Source organism: Sphingobacterium sp. UME9, assembly GCF_014170215.1.
GTDB classification, from domain to species: Bacteria; Bacteroidota; Bacteroidia; order Sphingobacteriales; family Sphingobacteriaceae; genus Sphingobacterium; species Sphingobacterium paramultivorum.
This window is the reverse complement of the sequence record NZ_LZZP01000014.1, coordinates 92,331-111,328: the sequence shown is the minus strand read 5'-3', so window position 1 is coordinate 111,328 and position 18,998 is coordinate 92,331. Positions and strand designations below refer to the sequence as shown.

Genomic DNA, 18,998 nt, shown 5'->3' with positions numbered 1-18,998 from the left:
TTTAGCACTGAACTTTAATCGAAGAACAGAAGTTGAATTTTGCACTTCCGTTGATACGAAGCCGTTCAGCCCGCCTATTGCCAATACGATGTTGTACGACGTAGTTATGTTTTGGGTTTTAGTCCAGCTAAATATTTTCGTATGTCATTTTCTAATTTATCCGGGTATTTGTACTCTAATTTTTTTGACAATTCAGTTCCTATTTCTGAAACTAAATCAGTCATTGAAAATAGAGCAGTCCAATTTTCCTTTATATCGCTCCCTGAAAATGTTTGTTCTGTTTTAGCCCACATTTCCTGGTTAAGATACTTTTTGAAAAGCCGTCCATATTTATTGGTCGTTATGTTCCAATTGTGTTCACTTGCAATGTGCCATTCAATTAAAGGAATTAAATATTCTGTGCGAATAACGGTTTCCGACATAAATTTCGCATAGAATATTTCATCTCTCACAAGACACTTTGCCACGTAAGTTGTGTCCCACCAAAAATCGTTTATTAGATTTTGAAACTCTTTTTCAGACGGTTTTTTGATAATGGAAATTTGATAAGTTGGTTTCAGCATTTGCTTTGTAATACCATCTTTATCAATTAAAATTTTATAACCAATATCCCAATCTTCTGGTAATTCTTTCTCTTGCGTTTCCTTTATAAATTTTGATTTGCTGTAAAGTTTAAAATCTACTTTCACACCGTCTTCATAAAGTAGCATTTTCATTGCGTGTTTATGGTTAAAACAACTTTCGTCTTCTTCAATCATAGCAATTGGATTTCCGAATTTAAGCGTCCAGCTTTTGTCTGAAATGTAATTTGTATTATCCTCAAAAACAAATTCAATGTCTAAATCACTAAATTCGTCAACAAGTGCTAAAGGATTTACAAGTGAACTTGTCAGAAGAAGAACTCTTACATCTTCGTTTTTCTCCGACCATTCTATAATTGTTCTTAACTTTTCTTCTCTGACTTTCATTTTGTTTGGTTCGGTTTTACTATGTCGTACAATGGCTCGGCGACTTGGCGAAGTAGCGAAGCTGTATCGAAGATACAAAAGCGGAGCTATTTAGCCAAGTCGCTTGTTGTAAGCAGTCCGCGAAGCGGCGGCTTACGGCAAGCGACGTAAGTCGCCGAGCCATTGTTAGCAAGGAGCGCAGCGGATTGCTAACAACATCTGTTTTAACGAAACGAATATACGGAAAATTTCGCTTAACCAACCCTATACGTGTTTCGTTATTTGACTTTTCTTTCTACATAAGATATTGATATATTTGTATTTAAAAAATAAAACCGCACAAATAGCGAAACAAAATATTATAAAATACTATTTCCCTGATATGAATAGCGAAATCATACTTGAAACCTTCGAAAAGAGATTGCTGATGCAGAGATATGCTGGCAATACCATTAGATCGTACAAGGATTACGCTAGTATATTTCTTAAACATGTTAGCAAATATCCCTCCCTTGAAGAAATTCCACTGTCAGATATTGAGGCGTTTATAAACGAAAAAGTTCAAAATGGGAAAATTAGTGTTTCCTATCAAAAAGGATTAGTGGGCGCAATCAAGAAGATGTACGAACTGATATTGGACAAAAAAATCCAACTGGATTACTTATACCCGAAACGATCATTTTCTAAATTACCTAAATTCTTTTCAAAAGAAGAAGTAAGAAATATTCTCGATAACACTCAAAATCTAAAACACAAGGCTATTCTGATGACAATCTATAGTTGTGGACTACGTCTTAGCGAACTGTTGAATCTCAAAATCAAAGACATAAAATCTTCCGATGGAATTATCAGAATCCATCAAAGCAAAGGTAATAAAGATCGGATTGTATCATTACCAGACAAATTGCTGGCGACTTTGAGACATTATTATCAAGCATTCAAGCCAAAGGAGTACCTCTTCGAAGGTGAGAGGGGTGGCAAGTATAGCGAACGAAGTGTACAGTTGATTCTGAAAAAAGCATTGATCAAAGCAAATGTTCAGTCGGAAGGCTCTGTACATACATTGCGACATTCTTATGCCACACATTTAATCCAATCAGGTATCGATATCCGAATTGTAAAAGAGTTATTGGGTCATGAAAATATAAAAACGACTATGATCTACACTCATATCACTGACATAGACAAGCAAAAGACTCCTAGCCCTCTTGATTTTTTATAAGAATAAGATGAACTTTTCACGCTCTATAGAAACAAGCATTATGTTCCAATCATTCTTTAAGAAGGGTTATTCTTCTAGCTTAACTTAACTTTGCTTAGGTTATTGAATAATCAATATTCAGATATAATTTGTCCGAAATGTGTCCGAAAAAAGAAAAAGCCACTGATTATCAGTGGCTTTTGTCGGGGTGGCAGGATTCGAACCTACGACCTCCACATCCCAAATGTGGCGCGATACCGGGCTACGCTACACCCCGAAAAGGTATCACCTTTGTTTTGTGTGGCACAAATATACGCTTCTTACAAATTATTTGCAAATGAAAAACGTAAAATAAAACTAACAAGTTGTTACATTGCGACATACTCTTTGCCAGGACCACATATAGCTCTCCTTTATACAATCAAACCCAATGCTATTCCCAATAGCTGTTACTTCGATAAAACGCTCACCTGTCAATCATAATCTTTTTGAGCTCTCAACTGTAGCATGTCCGGATATGAACATGAAGTGTTCGAATCCAAACACTTAGACCACAAAAAGAAAGATCGCAATCTACTGATTAAAAACACTTTAGCCCTTTGGCAGTTTTTTTGAAATTGATCCATTAAACATTTTTTCAAAAATAGAAATCAGGCTATCCTTCAACGGGATTGATTACCATAAAGTCAAAATGAACACTTATAACGAAAAGTATGATAAAGAACTATTTCCAAATCGCCTGGAGAAACCTTATTAAGAGCAAGGTTTTTTCCTTTATCAATATCCTTGGCTTAACAATAGGCATCACCGTCTGTGCAATGATATTCCTGTTTATCGACAATCAGTTTAGCTTTGATAAGTTTCACAGCCAAGGTGACCGTATCTATCGGGTCATGCGTGGCTTTGACAACAGCAAGGACCGTGCTCCTTATTTATCTGCACCCTATGCCACTGCCTTATTAACCGATTATCCCGATGATATCAAAAAAGCTGTACGGGTAATGCCTGCCAATGGGTTATTCTCTTTTGGCAATATTGCATTTAATGAAAAGAAACTCTTTATTGCAGATGACGATTTCTTTGAACTATTTAGTTTTCCGCTGATCAAGGGAAATCCAAAAAATGTTTTAAAAAATCCAACAAGTGTTGTATTAACGGAAAAAACTGCGAAAAAATATTTTGGAAATGAGAATCCCATCGGTAAAATACTACAGCTTGACAAAACGAAACAATTAACCGTTACCGGGATTGCAAAAGATCTTCCGGTCAATTCGCATCTGGAATTTGATCTTATCATTCCATTATCCAATTATATCAATACCGAACCGTTCAAAGCTTGGCAAAACAACAATTTATTCACTTACATCTTACTTGACGAACATAAAGATGTTAGGCAACTGGAAAAGCAATTTCCCGATTTCATGAATAGGCATATGAAAGCAGTTTCTACCAATATGGGTATCCATTTTGATCTTGCCCTTACACCGCTAAAAGATGTCTATCTTGAATCCCATAGCGCATTTGACAGCGCAAAACATGGAGATAAAAAGGTTATATACATTTTTATCTCCATCGCCATTCTTATATTGATTATCGCCTGCATCAATTTCATGAATCTCTCGACAATACGTGCAGTTGACCGATCGAAAGAAGTTGGTTTAAGAAAGGTACTTGGAGCACAACGTCTTCAATTAATGGGGCAGTTTATCGGAGAATCCATTTTATTAACCACCATCTCCTGCATACTCGCCATGTGTCTACTGCAACTACTCATGCCTGTATACAATCAACTATTGGGATACACCCTAACAGTCCCATGGAATTCATGGCCGATCTATATTTTTTTGATTGCAGCTATCTTTACAATAGGCTTATTAGCTGGAAGTTACCCAGCGTTATACCTTTCAACCTTCTCCCCTATACAGGCATTAAAAGGTAAATTGCGCTTAGGCAAGGGCGGCGCACTGTTCCGACATACACTGGTTGTGTTCCAATTCAGCATATCTATTTTACTTATCATCGGCACACTGATTATCTCCAAGCAGATGAAATATGTAAAAGAACTAGGGCTTGGCTATGACGACCAACAGACTGTGGTCATCCCAATAGACAATGAAGAACTATACAACAACCTTCGTACATTCAAAAACGAATTATCCGCGAGCAGCGACATCGCATCGGTCTCCTTTATGTCCGGTGAACCTGGAGGCTTCTTCGATAGCCATACGTTTGAAGTGGAGAGGAAAAATGGGGAGAAGTGGAAATCAAGGACGGAATTCACCGATTTTGACTATGTAAGCACATTGAACCTCAAAATAATTGCAGGCCGAAACTTTTCAGCGCAATACCCAACAGACTCCACTAGCGCTGTATTAGTTAACCGTACTGCAACATCGATGCTCGGATTTACCCCCGAACAGGCCATTGGAAAATGGATAAAAAATACGATCCGTGATCAATCCCCCAGAAAAATTATTGGTGTAATAGATGATTTTAACTTCCTATCTCTAAAAGAAAACATGGATGCATTAGTTATTGCCCCTTCTGATGATCTAAGGGTAGCCCTCATTCGCTTAAACACAAAAGATTTCCCTGCAGCGCTAAAAACTATTAAGACTGCATTTGGGAAAGTAGCTCCTTTATACCCTTTTGAATACAGCTTTTTGGACCAGAAATTCGACACGCTATACAAAACCGATCTGAGGCAACAACGTATACTCAGTCTTTTTTCTGGATTAGCTATATTTATCGCTTGCCTGGGCCTATATGGTTTAGCCTCATTTACGGCCGCCAAACGAAACAAAGAGATCGGAATCCGAAAAGTGCTTGGCGCTTCGGTATCGAGTGTTACTACTTTATTGTCCAGAGATTTTATAAAACCCGTATTAGTTGCCTTGATAATTGCCTCGCCGATTGCCTGGCTAGTCATGAACAAATGGTTGGAAGACTTTGCCTACCGTATCCAAATCCAATGGTGGATGTTTGTGCTCGCGGGACTGGTAACAATAGGTATCGCACTGATTACGGTAAGCTGGCAGTCCATTCGAGCAGCTGTAGCTAATCCGGTAAAAAGCTTGCGGGACGAATAAAAGGAGGAAACAAAAAAAAGCTCTAACTTTCGTTAGAGCTTTTAAGTCGGGGTGGCAGGATTCGAACCTACGACCTCCACATCCCAAATGTGGCGCGATACCGGGCTACGCTACACCCCGAAAAGGTATCACCTTTGTTTTGTGTGGCACAAATATCTAATCATTTTTTGACTTTGTCAACACCCCACAGAAAATTAATCACTAAATAGCTGATTGATTGCATAATATTTTTACAAAAAGCACATATTCTATTGAATTTAGCAATCAAAAACCCACTCCATATAGCCTACAAAGGAATATTCAAAATATCTTTAGATTATCCATTTCATTTTCATATCTTTGCATCCGATTTGAATATCAGTCAATAGTTTTTTTAAAAAGTATTTTTATATTCAGAAAATAAGTCGTAATATTGCATTCCGATTTTTACAGGATATAAATCGTTAATAATTACTCGAAATCATGGATTTAGTAAAATTTGTAGAAGAACAAGCGGTAGTAAAGAATGAAATTCCCGCTTTCAAAGCTGGAGATACCGTCAGCGTTCATTATAAAATTCGCGAAGGAAATAAAGAGCGTGTACAGGTGTACCAAGGTGTAGTAATTCAATTAAACAGCGAAGGTGCTAACGCTACTTTTACCGTTCGTAAAATCTCAAACGGTGTAGGTGTTGAACGTATTTTCCCTGTAAACTCACCAAACATTGAAAAAATTGTAGTAAACAGCTACGGTAAAGTTCGTCGCGCGAAATTATTCTATTTACGCGGCCTTACTGGTAAAGCTGCTCGTATTAAATCGAAAAGAATCTAATTACGACTACCACGGCATAAAAAAAGGCTTTGAACTCATTCAAAGCCTTTTTTTATGCGCTATCGCCCGCGCCTTTCAAAACGCAGGTAATATCACGAAACTCCTTCTGTAATAAATTTAGGACAATTAAATAATGTCCATCAAAACCCCACCCCTCTTTTGCCGCGCTAAAACATTTTACTTACTTTTAGCACCGTATCTGAAAGGTAGAATCGTAGATGATTGCAATAATTTAAAAACAACCTGATATTGGTCCATCTTAACTTTGCTACCGTTAAAAATCAAACTGTATCTTGATGAGAATTATAGCTTTTATCTTCATTTTTATAATCTACCCGACCTTTACTTTTGCACAACGAAATGTGAATGAATTTCATCAATTACAATCTCGCCCCCAAACTTATTATGTATATCCAGTAACAGATCCAATAACCATTGATGGAAAGGACAATGAGGCTTCCTGGTCAAAAGCGATATGGACAGATTCTTTTAAGGATATTGAGGGATCAAACAAGCCTGCCCCTACTTTTAAGACACAAGTCAAGATGCTCTGGGATAAGGAAAATCTTTACCTTTTTGCTAAGCTTCAAGAACCTCATATCAAAGGATATTTAAGACAAAAAGATACAATCATCTATCATGACAATGATTTTGAGATTTTTCTCAAGCCAAATCTATTATCTCCGGAATATATAGAGATTGAAATAAACGCATTAAATACCGTAATGGATCTTTTGATGACTAAACCTTATCGCTTTGGTGGCAGGGCTAATCTAAATTGGGACACAAAAGATATGGAAAGCGCAGTCTATCATGCCGGGTCCATCAACAATCCTCAAGACAAGGATGAATTTTGGGCTGTGGAAATGAAAATACCTGTAAAAAGTCTAAAATACTTTGGCGAAGGAAATCAGATTAAAGCAAATGAAACCTGGAAGATAAACTTCTCACGCGTTCAGTGGCATTATGACAACACCGAAACAACCTACAGCAAGAGAAAAGACAATATGGGTAAGACGCTCGCTGAAGAGAACTGGGTATGGTCTCCAATCGGCCTCGTTAATATGCATTACCCTGAACGATGGGGGCATATAAAATTTGTTGACGACACAAACCATCAACCTATCGACGAGCAATTCCTCGCGCTCGAAAAAGTTACCTGGAATATCTTTTACCTGCAACAGATCTATAGAAAGGATAAAAAACGCTATGCAACGTCAATTCAGGAGTTAAGCAAATTATATCCTGAAATTATAAATGAGCACAAAAATTATGAGATTGTATTTTCAAACAGTAATAATTTCTATCGTATTGAAATCAAGTCAAAAGCACAACCTACATTAAAGACAACAATAGATAGCCAAGGTAATATCTATTTTTAATTTAATTAATCGAGCGATCTTCAATTCTGATTTTGAATAAAAATTGCTATCTTTGTATCCCGTACATAGAGCAACTATTATTGGTCATTTTGACCACATAAAATTGAAAATCCTTTAATTGTTATGACTAAATATATTTTTGTTACGGGCGGCGTTACTTCGTCGTTGGGGAAAGGTATTATTGCTGCCTCCCTTGCTAAACTTCTCCAAGCGCGTGGCTACAAAGTTACCATTCAAAAATTCGACCCTTACATTAACATCGATCCAGGAACATTAAATCCATATGAACATGGAGAATGTTATGTTACAGAAGATGGTGCTGAAACAGACCTTGACTTAGGTCATTACGAGCGCTTCCTGAATGTCCCTACCTCACAAGCAAATAACGTCACGACAGGCCGCATCTATCAACACGTTATCCAACAAGAACGTGAAGGTGCATATTTAGGAAAAACCGTTCAAGTGATTCCCCATATCACAGATGAGATAAAACGCAGAATGCAACTGTTGGGTGAGTCCGGCAAATATGACATTATCATCACTGAATTGGGCGGAACTGTAGGCGATATTGAGTCCTTACCATTTGTGGAGGCCGTAAGACAACTTCGCTGGGAATTAGGAGCCAACAATTCGCTGGTTATCCATTTGACTTTAGTCCCTTATCTGGCAGCCGCTGGTGAGCTTAAAACTAAACCTACGCAACATTCCGTAAAAACTTTATTGGAATATGGTGTACAACCTGATATTTTAGTATGTCGTACTGAACATAAATTATCGCAAGAAATCCGAAAAAAATTAGCGCAATTCTGTAATGTCAACATCAACGCTGTCGTAGAATCTATCGATGCGTCGACGATTTATGATGTGCCATTATTGATGTTGAAGGAAAATCTTGATAAAACTGCATTAACCAAGCTAAAACTTTCCAACAAAAATGAGCCTGATCTAGAAAACTGGAAAAACTTTTTAGGCAAGCTCAAAAACCCGACAAGTGAAGTGAGTATTGCTTTGGTTGGAAAATATGTTGAGCTTCCAGATGCTTACAAGTCCATTATCGAAGGTTTTATCCATGCAGGCGCAACAAACGAATGTAAAGTAAAAGTGAGCTATATTGCTGCTGAAAGTGTTACTAAAGAAAATGTTGCTGAAAAGCTAAAAGGTATGGATGGTGTTTTGGTTGCTCCAGGCTTCGGTGAACGCGGTTTGGATGGTAAGCTAAATGCTATTCAGTATGTTCGTGAAAATAATATTCCGTTCTTTGGTATCTGCTTAGGGATGCAATGTTCGGTTATCGAATTCGGAAGAAACGTATTGGGATTAAAAGATGCCAACAGTTTTGAAATGGATGCCAACACCAGCAATCCGGTCATCAATTTGATGGAAGAGCAAAAAAATATCACCAACATGGGTGGTACAATGCGTTTAGGTGCTTACGATTGTGAAATTAAAAAAGGAACCAAGGCCTTTGCCATCTATGGTAAAACAAAAATTTCTGAAAGACACCGTCACCGTTATGAATTTAACAATGACTATTTAAAACAATATGAAGCCGCTGGAATGATTGCTTCAGGATTCAATCCGGAGACTGGATTAGTTGAAATTGTCGAATTGAAAAACCATCCATTTTTCGTTGCCGGACAATTTCATCCAGAATTAAAGTCAACTGTTGCAAATCCTCACCCACTTTTTGTTAGCTTTGTAGCCGCTGCTTTGGCCAACAAAAAATCAAAGTAGTAATAGAAGGATACAATTAATTAAGTTTAATTATTAAAAATGGATAGAAATACCCTAATTGGTTTGGTCCTGATGTTTGCTATCATCACTGGTTCATTTTACCTGATGAAGCCTTCAGAATCAGAAATCAAACAAGAACAAGCGAGACAAGAGGCTAAAGCGCGTACAGAAAAAGGACTGCCTGCCGAAAGTGACTCTACCGCTAAAGCCAAAGCAGTACAAACAGCAGTGATTGCTGATTCGGCAGAATTGAAAAAGCCTTTTGGCGCGACAAAATTTGGAACGGAGAAAGTCATTACGATTGAAAACGAGAAAATCATTGCCAAAATCAGTACAAAAGGTGGTAAGGTTAAATCCGTAGAACTAAAAGGCGAAAAGAATTTCAATGGAAAACCTTTGATGCTTTTTGATGGTGAGGACAATAAGTTTGGTTTTCAATTTAACGCAGCTGGTCAAAATGTATCAACAAATGATTTATACTTCAATACAGAATCTTCGGATATCCAAGTTTCTGGTGAAGGTAAACAATCTGTAAAATTCCGACTAAATTACAGCGCCGAACAGTATATTGAATATGTGTACTCGATTGCTGGTAAAGGCTATAATGTTGGCCTGGACATTAACACAAAAGGGATACAGAATTTAATTCCGCAGAGTCAAAAAACGTTGACCCTGAACTGGAACACCACGTTGAGACAAAAAGAGCAAAACATAGAATCTGAAAGACAGAAATCTACACTATATTATAAAGAAGATAATAAAGTAGATCACCTTTCCGAATCAAAAGATGCGGACGAGCCATTGGAGAAAAAAGTACAATGGATTGCTTTCAAGCAGCATTACTTCTCTAGTATCCTCAACGCTAAAGATGGCTTTGTCAATGCAAAAGTGGATGTAAAACATGCGTCAGAAACCGACATCGTCAAATTCTATAATACAAACGCAGAATTAGCATTTGATAATCATAAGGACAACAACTATTCCTTAAACTTCTTCTTTGGTCCAAATCAATACAATGTATTGAAGGCTGAAGGAAATGATTATCAGTCAATTATCAACATGGGCTGGGGCCCTATGCGGTGGATCAACCAATGGATTACTGTACCTGTATTTAACTTCCTGGATGGTTTCCATATGAGCTACGGTATCGTTATCCTTTTGTTGACATTGATGTTGAAGTTAATTCTTTCCCCAATGACCTACAAGTCTTATGTCTCTATGGCCAAAATGCGTGTATTAAAACCGCAGCTGGATGAGATCAAAGCAAAAGTGGGTGAAGACAATCAAATGTTGATGCAGCAGGAGCAAATGAAATTGTACAAACAGGTTGGTGTGAATCCACTTGGTGGATGTCTTCCTCTTGTCTTACAAATGCCATTTACAATTGCTTTCTTCTACTTCTTTCCAAATTTATTTGAATTGAGAGGACAAAGCTTCTTGTTTATGAAGGATATGTCAACCTATGATACGCTGTTTACATTTGCACCTATTTTTGGATCATTTAACCACATCTCTTTGATGTGTATCTTGATGACATTGACAACATTGTTAACGACTTGGTATAACAACGCTACATCTGGTGCTACAGGACAAATGAAATATATGGGCTATATCATGCCTTTGATTTTCTTCTTTGTTTTGAATAGCTTCCCAGCAGGTTTGAACTACTACTATTTCTTAAGTGCGTTATTTACGTTCTTGACTCAGTTGGTAATTCGCACCATGGTTAATGATGAGAAAATCTTAGCTAAATTGGAGGAAAATAAAAAGAATCCAAAAGCAGATAAAAAATCAAGCTTCCAAACGAAAATGGAAGAAATGATGCGTGCACAACAACAAGCACAACAAAATAAAAACAAATCGTAAGATTTATCATACTGATAAAGAAGGCTTCCAAATTGGAAGCCTTTTTTGTTTGTGAACTTTTGTAGCACTTCGTCAAACCAAACGTTAAAAAGGGTGTTAATAGGTTAAAATTTAGAATATGAACTTTAAAAACATCGCCATATTGGCCATCTTAATTGTTAGTCTTGGAAGTTGCTCTGTGATCAAGAAGAACGCGAATGAGCAAAACTCAGACAGTAGCATGTCATCAGTAATTGGGAAAAAATGGCAATTGATTGAAATCAATGGACAGCCTGTAGCGGATCAGATCAACGGCAAAATACCTTACCTCCAGCTGGACGAAAAAAGTTACAGTGCAAGTGGAGGATGTAATGGCATCGGTGGAGAATTGACATTGTCAAAAAATGGAAAGGTTAAATTTGCTCAAGGCATGTCTACGATGATGGCCTGTCCGGATATGTCTATTGAACAAGCTTTATCCAAAAATCTGATTGCTGCAGATAATTATACGATTAAGGATGGCATTCTTAGTCTAAACAAAGCGAAAATGGCTCCCCTGGCAAAATTTAAGTTAATTCAGGACAATAAACAAGAACTTAGTGGAACTTGGGAACTTGATTATATATCTGGCCCACGGATCGCTTTCGATGGCCTGTATCCCAATCGTAAACCAACAATGACATTTGATGCTGCCAGTGGTAAAGTAAACGGAAATAGTAGCTGCAATAACTACAATACGACTTTTAAAACCAATGGAAATACCATTAATTTTGGCCCGATTATGTCAACGAAAATGGCCTGCGAAGGTAATGGTGAAGCAACCTTCTTTTCGACATTGGAAAAGGTAAACACCTATAGTGTAAGCGAGAATACGTTGACATTTATCATGGGAGATATTGCTATTATGCGATTTAAACGGAAATAGAAAATTCATTTTTTGCTCCAACTGAGCTAAAAAGGGCATTGTTTAAAAAACAACGCCCTTTTTATGTATTAAGCGATATTTGGCGACAGGAAGTCAAAAACCAGCCAGATCCCTCCTAAACAAAGGCACTAAATCCAGTTATACTTCTGCCAACAATGAGTGAATTGATTTCTTTTGTCCCCTCATAGGAATAAATTGCTTCGGCATCGGCCAAAAACCGTGCGACATTATATTCTAACAGAATACCATTTCCGCCCATGACCTCCCGAGCCTTGGAAACAATATCTCTCGTACGTAAAGAACAGAAGACTTTGGCCAGCGAGGCATGTTCATCTTTTAGTTCACCCTTATCCTGTAATTCAGATAACCTGAAGACAAGCGTTTGCATAGCCGTTAAATTGGACAACATTTCAACCAGATGATTTTGAATAAGTTGAAAAGAAGCGATTGGTTTACCAAATTGCTTCCTTTTACGCGTATAATCCAAGGCATTTTCATAGGCACCCCGTGCACACCCTACGGCCATCCAAGCGACACCTGCTCGCGTCATCTGAAGAACTTTTCCTGTATCTTTAAAGGAATCTGCATTTTGCAGGCGATCACTTTCCGGAACGATACAATTCGCTAAAGTAATAAGACCATTCTGTACAATACGCAAAGCCATCTTATCTTTAATTTTCTCAACTGAAAAGCCCGGGTTATCCTTTCGTACGATAAAACCTTTAACTTCGCCATCATCAAGATCCCTTGCCCATACGATTGTGATATCGGAAAAGGTGGAATTCCCGATCCATTTTTTTTGACCATTTAAGACCCAACCTTCGGCTGTCTTCTTACAGGTTGTTGTCAATCCGCCTGCTGCTCCCGACCCTACTTCAGGCTCTGTTAAACCAAAAGCACCAATCACTTGCATCTGCTGCATTTTGGGCAGCCACTCTTGTTTTTGCTCTTCGGAACCGCAAATATAAATTGATCCCATGGCTAAACCACTCTGTACGCCAAAGAAAGTCGCTACAGAAGCATCTACCCGTGCTATCTCCGCCGCTATGATCCCTTCCATTAATGAACTTCCCCCCATACAGCCATACCCATCGTAGGTATAGCCACAAATATTTAAAGCTGCTAGTTTCGGTACTATTTCAAAAGGGAACTCATCTCTTAACCAATATTTATTGACAATTGGCTTGACCTCAGTTTCCATAAATTCCCTCACCTTCAATTGCAATGCATGATCTGAATCGTTTAATTTGCTATCCATAGCATAGAAATCACCATTAATAGGAGGTAATTCCTTTTTTTCTTTCCCTGCACTCAGCATTTTCATTAACCCATGAAGCTGCTTATCATCCATTTTTGATACGGCATCCATTACTGCTCCCAAATCCACTTTCTTCGATAATTCTTCCAATTTGCCAAAGTCTATTGATTTTGCCAAATCCATTATATTCTTTACTTTATCAAACATAATTGCAATTTCTTTTTAAGTGTTTACTTCTTAAAATAAGAAAAATAATCGAAAATTGTTTGGAAATGACATGATACAAATTGATCAGATGGAATTATCCGGTAAACAAACGAATGAACAACATCTCACCTTATATCGTACGATCTCTTATCAATAAAATATTGGAATCAGGAACGTTTCGAATAACACACACAACTATATACACTTGAAAAACAGCACATTAAAAATATATCCAAAAAAACATCTTTTTTTGGGTTACCTTTTTTGGTTACGTGTATTAAGAGATGAAAAAGAAAATTATTTCAATTTAAATTAGAAAATTAGAAAATGAAAAACGCATTAAAATTCGGTTTCTTAGGTTTAGCTTTAACTGTAGCTTTCGCATCTTGTAACAATTCAGAGAAAAAAGCTGAAGGTGCTGCAGATTCAGCTTCTGCTTTAGTTGATTCAGCTGCTAACACATTAGATTCAGCTGCTACTAAAGTTGATTCAGCTGCTGCTAAAGTTGATTCAGCTGCTGCTAAAGTTGATTCAGCTGCTACTAAAAAATAATTTAGGACTGAATAGAGCTTTTGGAAGGCCTTTTTCACGAAAGGCCTTTCTTTTTTTCAAAAAAATAAATATAGGGGTTACCTTTTTGCTTTAATGGTATTAACTCCTAAATAACAAGATTTAAAAATATTTTAATTTTAATAAAATGAAAAACGCATTCAAATTCGGTTTCTTAGGTTTAGCTTTAACATTGGCTTTCGCATCATGTGGTGAAACAGCTAAAAAAACTGACGCTGCTACTGATTCAGCTAACGTTGCTTTAGATTCAGCTAACACTCAATTGGATTCAGCAAAAACTGCTGTAGATTCAGCTGCTGCTAAAGTTGATTCAACTAAAGCTGCTCACTAATTCTCTGAAAAAGAATTTACACCGTATAAAAAGCTTCCTTCAACAAGGAGGCTTTTTTTATATCTGTACCAATTAAATTGCTAAGCTCCAAGCATTTTTTTACCTTTGCCAAAAATCATTCAATCTATGGCTTTATCATCTTTAACAGCAGTTACGCCTATTGACGGACGCTATTACAATAATACTAATGAACTTTCAGCATTTTTTTCCGAATTTGCTTTAATAAAATATCGTGTACGCGTAGAAGTCGAATATTTTATTGCATTAAGTGAATCCGGTATTGCTCAATTGCAACAGTTTGACAAAACACTCAATGAAAAATTGCGGGATATCTACAGGAATTTTTCTGAAGAAGATGCCATTTGGATCAAAAACACAGAGAAAGTTACAAACCATGATGTTAAAGCAGTTGAATATTTTCTAAAAGATCAATTTGAAAAATTAGGATTACAGGACTACCTTGAATTCATCCATTTTGGTTTGACTTCACAAGATATCAATAATACAGCGATTCCACTTTCCTGGAAAGAAGCCATTAAAGAAAGCTATACACCGGCAATCGAAGAGTTGCTTCATGAGTTAAAATCATTAGCAACGTCATGGTCAGACATCCCGATGTTGGCACGTACCCATGGGCAACCTGCATCTCCAACCCGTTTGGGTAAAGAGTTTTATGTTTTTATCGAACGCATAGAACGTCAATTGCAACTATTACATCAAGTACCGTATTCAGCTAAATTTGGTGGTGCAACTGGTAATTTTAATGCGCATCACGTTGCATATCCAGCGACAAATTGGATCAATTTTGGGAATAATTTTGTAAACAATATCTTGGGGTTAGACCGTTCACAAACGACCACACAGATTGAGCATTACGATAACTTTGCAGCAAGCTGTGATGCCTTAAAACGGATAAACAATATTGTCATCGATTTATGCCGTGACATTTGGACATATATTTCGATGGAATATTTTAAACAAAAAATCACTGCTGGTCAAATCGGTTCTTCGGCTATGCCACATAAAGTCAACCCAATTGACTTTGAAAATGCAGAAGGAAATTTAGGTATTGCAAATGCAATTTTTGAGCACCTTGCAGCTAAGTTACCAGTTTCCCGTCTTCAACGAGATTTAACAGATTCTACGGTATTACGTAATATTGGTGTTCCATTTGCACATACCCTAATTGCTATTAAATCAACTTTGAGAGGGTTACGCAAATTGATCTTAAACGAACAGGCATTGGCCAATGATCTTGAAAATAATTGGGCTGTTGTTGCAGAGGCACTACAAACTATATTAAGAAGGGAAGGCTATCCAAAGCCGTATGAAGCTTTAAAAGACCTAACACGTACCAACACACATGTTACGAAAGAAACGATAGCGACATTTGTTGATAATCTAAATGTATCATCGGAAGTTAAAGAGGAACTGAAAGCGATCAGTCCTTCTAACTACACAGGTGTCACTTTATAAGCTTTTACTTATAGATGACCTTAACAAAGCTTCATTTGACCTATATTTGCTTGGAATAAAAATAGATACTACATGGCTACGATTAACGTATATACAGAGTCTACACCCAACCCTTCTACAATGAAGTTCTTGGTCAATAAATTATTGATCAACGGTAGTGTGGATTTTCCAAATAAAGAAGCAGCACAAGATTCACCGTTTGCACTTGAATTATTCAAATTTAACTTTGTAAATGGGGTATTTTTTGCAAGTAACTTCGTGACCATTACCAAAACTGAAGATGCGGAATGGGAAGACATTGAAGCCTTGCTAAAAGACTTTGTAAAAGGTGCTGTAGAGTCTGAACTTGCTGTAAAAACGGTACACCACGATACCGAGGTTAATTTTGAAGGTACTGAAACTGAAGTGAAGATACAACAAGTATTACATGATTATGTAAGACCTGCTGTTGAACAAGATGGTGGAGCAATCCATTATAAATCCTTCAACGAAGGTATTGTGACAGTTGAACTAAAAGGTTCTTGCAGTGGTTGTCCATCGTCGACAATCACATTAAAAGCAGGAATTGAGGGCTTGTTGAAACGCATGGTTCCAGAAGTGACTGAAGTTGTCGCTGAGGCCATGTAATCACAGCTATTCGATACAAGAAAAAAAGGATTCAGTAATTAATTTTGCTGAATCCTTTTTTTATTCACTAGTCTTAAGAAGAAATAATCGCTATCCGCCATCTGCCTGGTATGGCAATTTTTCAAACTAATTGACGACTTCAAATGAATCTTTAAGCGGAAGATTAACAGAAGAATTACCGATAAATAGTTCAAATTTGCCGGGTTCAACGGTCCAGTTATTGTGCTGATCCAAAAGTTCCAGATGGGTAGGTAAGATCGTAAACTGTAAGGTCTTCTTCTCCCCTGGATTAAGTTCAACTTTTTCGAATCCACGCAAATCCATCTCATATGTCGTTACCGAAGACAGTACATCTTTGATATACAGCTGAACAACTTCGGCACCTTTCCTCTTCCCTATGTTTTCAATATCAACCGTAACTGTAAGGGAATCTGCTGGTCTGATCTGTTTTTTAGCGAGTTGTAAATTTGAAAAACTAAAATCTGTGTAGCTTAATCCATATCCAAAAGGGTATAAGAATCCAACAACCCGACTATTGCCCCACCCATTGGGTCCGACCCCGGGTTGCCCCGCCTGTGCAGCGGGCTTGGTCGGAAAATTCATTTCAACCTGTCCGACGGACTTTGGAAATGAAATTGGCAATTTTCCACTAGGACTATACCCACCAAACAGCATTTCGGCAAGAACATTTCCCGACTGATTGCTAAGAAACCAACTCTCCACGATTGCGGGTAGATACTTATTTTCCCAATTGACAGTAAGTGGACGACCATTGACAAGTACCAGCACAATAGGTTTACCTGTTTCCTTCAATTTCATCAAATAGTCGCGTTGCTTGCCTGGCAAATTTAGATCTGACCTCGATCGACTTTCACCGACTTCCCGTTCCGACTCGCCCATTACGGCTATGATTAGATCAGATTCTTTACCGAGACGTACACCTTCGGCCATCTTTTCCAGCTCCTCTCCTGATAAGTCTGTTGGAATAATCTCACTCTCAGGCCAGTTTTTATCCACGACATCTACCCCTTTGGCATAATCAACCCGAAGTGCCTTTGTTTTTGCATAGTTTATAATCCCATCTTTGATGGTTGTGATCGGATTATTGGAAGGTCCATATCGACTTGTCGTATAATTTGTTGCCTCTGCCATTGGTCCCGTAACCAAAATTCGTTTGTATTTATTCACGTCTATTGGAAGTAGATTCTGTTCATTTTTCAACAGAACAATAGACTCCTTATTCATTTGAAGTGATACTTCTTCATCTGCGGGGGTATGCACCTTTTTATCGGCTATCGCTATATCTTCTCTCAATGGATGATCAAACAACCCCAGTTTAAATTTCACGGTCAGGACTTCGCGAACCCGCTGATCCAATATTTTGATATCCAGCCCTCCTTCTTCTATTAGTTCCATTAGCGGCGTTAGATATGTACTCGGTGGATCAAAATTTGTCCGCACATTCAAACCTGCCTCTAATGCTTGTTTAATAGCATCTTTATAGTTTGCAGCAACATGATGTTTGTTGTAAATAAACTCTAGAGCCTCACTGTCGGACACCACATACCCTTCAAAACCATACTCTTTTCGGAGTAAGTCCTGTAAAAAATAGCTACTGGCAGATACAGGCACGCCATCATAATCATTATAACTACTCATGACTCCTAAAGGTTTGGCTTCTTTTATGACCCTTTTAAATGGATAGAGATGAAGCGAATGCATCTCACGGAAGCCAACATGAGGATCCGTACGTGCATTGCCATCTCTTCCCCCTTTGGGTACAGAATAGACTGCATAATGTTTCAATGTGGATGCGACGCCATTTTGTTGAATTCCTAAAACAACTTGTTTCCCCATTTCGGCAATATGAAACGGGTCTTCGCCGTAGGTTTCAACTACTCTTCCCCAGCGTGGATCTCTAGAAACATCAAGAATAGGTGTATAGACATTGGTATAGCCCAGATATTTGGCCTCCCTACCAATTATTTCGCCAGCTTTACGTACCAGTGAAGTATTCCATGTACTTCCAATATTGATTGGTGCCGGCAGGGAAGTAGCCCGATCATGATTGAGTCCATGAATGCCCTCATTGGTAAAATCAACAGGAATACCAAGTCGTGTATTTTCCACAAACCATTTTTGAACGTTATTTAAGGCTTGAGCATGGCGGCTGAAGGGATACGAAAATGAACTTTTTGCCGACTTATTATAAGCCAAGCTATTCAACATTTCGTCGATATTGGCCAAGCCGTGTTTCCAAATCTCTTTGTCCCAAGCGGCAGTGGGCTGCTCATCTTTCAAAACCCGCCCATAACCGTAGAGTGTAACCGTCTGATTGGCCTTTTCTTGAACCGTCATTTGACGCAACAGATCCTCCACGCGACTGGCTATTTTCTGTTTGGGGTCTTCATAAATATCCTTTTTCCCATTTTTGTTAAAATCGATCCAATCCTTATGGTAAATGTTGATGTGCTGGGCAGAAGAATGCAAATAAAGGGCTGAGAGCGCTGAAATAATAAGGCAGCTTTTAAGTTGATTAGGCATTATGCTGAAAATTGTTGGTTTTATAAAGTGAAGCAAGGTACAAAAAAAATAA

14 protein-coding genes and 2 tRNA genes are annotated in these 18,998 nt (G+C 37.8%); 11 read left to right on the top strand and 5 right to left on the bottom strand.

All coding sequences use genetic code 11. From position 1 onward, the window contains the following. Nucleotides 1–104 precede the first annotated feature (104 nt). On the bottom strand, nt 105–968 hold the full coding sequence (locus tag A9970_RS27265) for an aminoglycoside 6-adenylyltransferase AadS (RefSeq protein ID WP_003013318.1): 864 nt from the start codon (nt 966–968) through the stop codon (nt 105–107). Between the two features lie 295 nt (nt 969–1,263). Here A9970_RS27265 and A9970_RS27260 point away from each other — a divergent pair, with 295 nt between their 5' ends. Then, complete coding sequence (locus tag A9970_RS27260; RefSeq protein ID WP_003013320.1) at nt 1,264–2,169, top strand: tyrosine-type recombinase/integrase; 906 nt, start codon at nt 1,264–1,266, stop codon at nt 2,167–2,169. 182 nt (nt 2,170–2,351) lie between these two features. On the opposite strand, the gene A9970_RS27255 is transcribed toward A9970_RS27260, so the two are convergent. After that, nucleotides 2,352–2,425, bottom strand: a tRNA-Pro gene (locus A9970_RS27255). A 436-nt stretch (nt 2,426–2,861) separates the two neighbouring features. Between A9970_RS27255 and A9970_RS27250 the strand changes: the two genes are divergently transcribed. Continuing rightward, nucleotides 2,862–5,237 (top strand): ABC transporter permease, encoded by a 2,376-nt coding sequence (locus tag A9970_RS27250; RefSeq protein ID WP_182984389.1) that lies wholly within the window; start codon nt 2,862–2,864, stop codon nt 5,235–5,237. 46 nt (nt 5,238–5,283) lie between these two features. Here the strand turns inward: A9970_RS27250 and A9970_RS27245 are convergent. Continuing rightward, nucleotides 5,284–5,357, bottom strand: a tRNA-Pro gene (locus A9970_RS27245). Between the two features lie 342 nt (nt 5,358–5,699). Here A9970_RS27245 and rplS point away from each other — a divergent pair. The 5 genes from rplS to A9970_RS27220 all read left to right on the top strand — a co-directional run bounded on the left by rplS (nt 5,700) and on the right by A9970_RS27220 (nt 11,933). Next, nucleotides 5,700–6,047: a 50S ribosomal protein L19 gene (gene rplS / locus A9970_RS27240; RefSeq protein ID WP_159731148.1), complete on the top strand. Its 348-nt coding sequence runs from the start codon at nt 5,700–5,702 to the stop codon at nt 6,045–6,047. Between the two features lie 296 nt (nt 6,048–6,343). Next, the gene (locus tag A9970_RS27235; protein WP_182984388.1) at nt 6,344–7,429 is read left to right on the top strand and encodes a carbohydrate-binding family 9-like protein; all 1,086 of its coding nucleotides are present in this window, start codon (nt 6,344–6,346) and stop codon (nt 7,427–7,429) included. A gap of 123 nt (nt 7,430–7,552) precedes the next feature. After that, entirely contained in the window at nt 7,553–9,163 is a 1,611-nt protein-coding gene (locus A9970_RS27230; RefSeq protein ID WP_153847237.1) for a CTP synthase, read from the top strand. A gap of 39 nt (nt 9,164–9,202) precedes the next feature. Further along, nucleotides 9,203–11,029: a membrane protein insertase YidC gene (gene yidC / locus A9970_RS27225; protein ID WP_159731144.1), complete on the top strand. Its 1,827-nt coding sequence runs from the start codon at nt 9,203–9,205 to the stop codon at nt 11,027–11,029. Nucleotides 11,030–11,147: 118 nt separating this feature from the next. Continuing rightward, nucleotides 11,148–11,933 carry an META domain-containing protein gene (locus A9970_RS27220; RefSeq protein ID WP_182984387.1) on the top strand — a complete coding sequence of 262 codons (786 nt, stop codon included), beginning with the start codon at nt 11,148–11,150 and terminating at the stop codon, nt 11,931–11,933. A gap of 115 nt (nt 11,934–12,048) precedes the next feature. On the opposite strand, the gene A9970_RS27215 is transcribed toward A9970_RS27220, so the two are convergent. Further along, nucleotides 12,049–13,398 (bottom strand): acyl-CoA dehydrogenase family protein, encoded by a 1,350-nt coding sequence (locus A9970_RS27215; RefSeq protein ID WP_220801714.1) that lies wholly within the window; start codon nt 13,396–13,398, stop codon nt 12,049–12,051. A 327-nt stretch (nt 13,399–13,725) separates the two neighbouring features. Here A9970_RS27215 and A9970_RS27210 point away from each other — a divergent pair, with 327 nt between their 5' ends. From A9970_RS27210 to A9970_RS27195, 4 genes are all read left to right on the top strand, one after another. Continuing rightward, on the top strand, nt 13,726–13,950 hold the full coding sequence (locus A9970_RS27210) for a hypothetical protein (RefSeq protein ID WP_046671848.1): 225 nt from the start codon (nt 13,726–13,728) through the stop codon (nt 13,948–13,950). 145 nt (nt 13,951–14,095) lie between these two features. Further along, nucleotides 14,096–14,299 (top strand): hypothetical protein, encoded by a 204-nt coding sequence (locus A9970_RS27205; protein WP_088162907.1) that lies wholly within the window; start codon nt 14,096–14,098, stop codon nt 14,297–14,299. A gap of 126 nt (nt 14,300–14,425) precedes the next feature. After that, nucleotides 14,426–15,775: an adenylosuccinate lyase gene (purB, locus tag A9970_RS27200; RefSeq protein WP_182984386.1), complete on the top strand. Its 1,350-nt coding sequence runs from the start codon at nt 14,426–14,428 to the stop codon at nt 15,773–15,775. Between the two features lie 72 nt (nt 15,776–15,847). Next, nucleotides 15,848–16,402, top strand: coding sequence for a NifU family protein (locus tag A9970_RS27195; protein ID WP_088162909.1), 555 nt, complete (start codon nt 15,848–15,850; stop codon nt 16,400–16,402). 126 nt (nt 16,403–16,528) lie between these two features. Here the strand turns inward: A9970_RS27195 and A9970_RS27190 are convergent, their stop codons facing one another. Then, complete coding sequence (locus tag A9970_RS27190) at nt 16,529–18,946, bottom strand: glycoside hydrolase family 3 N-terminal domain-containing protein (RefSeq protein WP_182984385.1); 2,418 nt, start codon at nt 18,944–18,946, stop codon at nt 16,529–16,531. Nucleotides 18,947–18,998 lie beyond the last annotated feature (52 nt).